The sequence below is a fragment of the uncultured Deefgea sp. genome (genome assembly GCF_947072475.1).
Lineage (GTDB): Bacteria > Pseudomonadota > Gammaproteobacteria > Burkholderiales > Chitinibacteraceae > Deefgea.
In genome coordinates this window covers 1-2,746 of sequence record NZ_CAMTIA010000108.1, presented here as the reverse complement: position 1 = coordinate 2,746, position 2,746 = coordinate 1, and the positions used below count along the sequence as shown (strand labels likewise).

Annotated in this window: 3 protein-coding genes; 2 read left to right on the top strand and 1 reads right to left on the bottom strand. The window is 45.4% G+C overall.

Annotated features, from left to right (window positions below; genetic code table 11):
- Positions 1-437: 437 nt before the first annotated feature.
- Positions 438-755, top strand: coding sequence for a PilZ domain-containing protein (locus Q0V82_RS16520; protein WP_288842061.1), 318 nt, complete (start codon positions 438-440; stop codon positions 753-755).
- Between the two features lie 247 nt (positions 756-1,002).
- A complete protein-coding gene (locus tag Q0V82_RS16515) occupies positions 1,003-1,890 on the top strand; it encodes a hypothetical protein (RefSeq protein WP_297577564.1) in 888 nt (295 codons plus the stop codon).
- A gap of 75 nt (positions 1,891-1,965) precedes the next feature.
- Here Q0V82_RS16515 and Q0V82_RS16510 read toward each other — a convergent pair.
- The coding region (locus Q0V82_RS16510; RefSeq protein WP_297577562.1) for an exopolyphosphatase at positions 1,966-2,746 on the bottom strand (781 nt) is incomplete at its 5' end.

The window sequence follows — 2,746 nt, the reverse complement described above, 5'->3', positions numbered from 1 at the left end:
AACCGCCGACATCCTGCTTGTAAGGCAGGCGCTCTACCAACTGAGCTAACGACCCCTCGTTCGAGAGAGGCCGAATTAAATCATTTTCAGATTGGGTCGTCAACCACTTTTGTAATTAAAAATTGACAGCTTAGCGCAATTGAATGGCTGTTTAGCTAGAAAGTGTTTATGAATCAGTTGATTAAATAGCATTTTAAAAATTTTAAAAATATAAAATAAATGTCTTTAATCTAGAAAAAAGATGCCGCTATGCGCTGTTTGTTGGTTTGATTGGCGGCGCAGGTGGCGGTTTGTCGTGATTTCTTGGCGGCCGACTTGCTCGGCGAGGCGGTGTCGACTTTTTGCCTTTGCCTGATGCTCGGTACTTTGCATTTGATGGTACTGGCTTTAAGCTGCCATGGTGACTTTAGCTGCCGTTTGATAATAAGAGCGTAAATATGAAAATTGGCCTGCGTGAGCAAGATCAGCGCGTTGCTTTGCGAATGCAAGTGTGCTGTAAAGTTAAAATCCGTCCTTTGGGTCTGGGTTTGCCTTTTTATGGTGAGTGTATTGATTTGAGTGTGACTGGGATGACAATACAAACAATGTATGTGCCACGCCCAGATGAAGAGTTTGATATTTTTATTATGCCGGTACAGGCTTTTGATTTACGCAATGAACCATTTTCTGCTCGAGTGCGCGTTAAACGCAGCCATCGTATTGCAGCGTTGCAATTATATGAATTGGGCCTGGAGATTATTCAAGTTTATCAATAAGTGAGACGACGCCAGATAATTTGAATGCAAAATCAACAAGCCTATTTAAATCAATGGTCTGCGATTCTTCATGCAAACTGCGTGAGGCAACCGTACTTAAAGGGGCGGTCTCCCTTGATTTTGTTGCGACCCATTTGCTTTGAATGGTGATTCAATTTCAGCAGTCTTACTGCTTCTCGTAGTACACTAGCAGCCTGTCAGGCGTGCTACTTACGCTTTGTTGCCCTTGTTTTTTCTCGAATCTCAAATGAAACTGATTGCCTTAAAAATTGATGTCGATAATTTATCGGCCATGGAACGCGGTTTGCCGCGACTGCAGCAAATTTTAACTGAGCATGCCTGTGGCGCGACTTTTTTTTGGTCTTTAGGGGTAGAAAAAAACGGTCGATTTTTGTTCCCAGCGTCTCGCTTAAAGCGCATTGCGGGTTCTGGTTTACTGCCATTGAAAACGCGGTTTGGTGCCAAGGCCTTGTGTCGAGGTGCTTTGTGGCCTGCGCCGTCACTGATGAAAGCTGCGGCATTGGCAAAAAAAGGCTTAGATTCGTTTGAGCATGCTTTGCGGCCTTTACACCATGATGAGTGGCAAAGCGACATCAAAATATTAGCCACAACGATGACTGCTGAGCGATTAAAACAGGCTTATATGCTGTTTGTTCGACAGATGAATTGTGAACCTGTGGCTTTTTCAGCCAAGGGCTGGCAGGGCAATAAGGCAGTGTATAGCCTTGAACAGATGATGGGCTGGCGCTTTGCGAGCGATACCCGTGGAAGTCATCCATTTTGGCCTGTTGTCAATGCGCAAACATCACGCTGCCTACAGTTGCCAGTCACTTTGCCGATGCTAGAAGAATTGCCAAGCCATGAGCGGGTTGAGCTGATTTTGGCACAAACCCAAAAAGAAAGCCCTTGGGGGCATGTCTATAATGCCGCAGCAGATTTTGATGGGATTCAGGCTGCGGATGATTTTATTCGTTTGCTAAAGGGCTGGATTGAACAAGGTTATCAAGTGGTGGCGTTGGGTGAACTATACCAGCAGCTTGATCAAGCGTTGATTCCTTATCATGAAGTGGTTTACCAGTCTTGTACGGGGCGTTATGGGCTACTTGCGACGCAAGGCGTGAGGTATCCAAAATAAATAATGCCGCAGAGCGGCATTATTGGGTGGAGAAAGGCGCGTAAGCAGCGGCGGGAAACCAAACGTCAGCAGACCCTAGCCATCTGCGGTGATTGTTAAGGCTAATTCACGCAATGCTTCATCGACTTTATTGTTCTCTATTTGGCAGGTGCCCGCATTTTCATGGCCGCCGCCGCCGTATTCAAGCATCAGTTCGCCAATATTGGTTTGTGAGGAACGATTGATAATCGACTTGCCGGTGGCAAAAACGGTGTTTTGTTTTTGCAGGCCCCACATGACATGAATAGAGACATTGCATTGTGGGTAAAGCGCATAGATCATAAAGCGATTTGTGGCATAGATCGTTTCTTCTTCGCGTAAATCAAGCACCACTAAATTGTCATAAATTCGGCTGCAGCGCTGAATTTGCTCTTTAGCCAGCGGGGCGTGCTCCATATATAGCTCAACGCGTTCAACGACATCGGGTAATGTGAGAATGTCTGAAATACCATGATGACGGCAGTACTTGATCAAATCCATCATTAATTGGTAGTTGGATATCCGAAAGCTTCGAAAGCGCCCTAGGCCAGTGCGCGCATCCATTAAATAATTGAGCAGCACCCAATTTTTGGGATTTAAAATCTCATCACGGCTAAATTCAGCGGAATCGGCTTTATCCACCGCTTGCATCATTTCATCGCTGATGCCAGCAAATCGAGTTGTACCACCGTAATAATCAAATACCACTCGCGCTGCTGATGGTGCTTTGGCATCAATAATATGATTGTTTAGCTGGGCATCATTACGAAGTGTTTCTGAAAAATGATGGTCAAAAGCTAAATGCGCCGCAGCAACATAGGGCAGATTGGTGGTGATG

Coding starts and splice junctions, on each gene's coding strand:
- Q0V82_RS16515 (WP_297577564.1), top strand. CDS start 1,003: ATGAAACTGATTGCCTTAAAAATTGATGTCGATAATTTATCGGCCATG.
- Q0V82_RS16520 (WP_288842061.1), top strand. CDS start 438: ATGAAAATTGGCCTGCGTGAGCAAGATCAGCGCGTTGCTTTGCGAATG.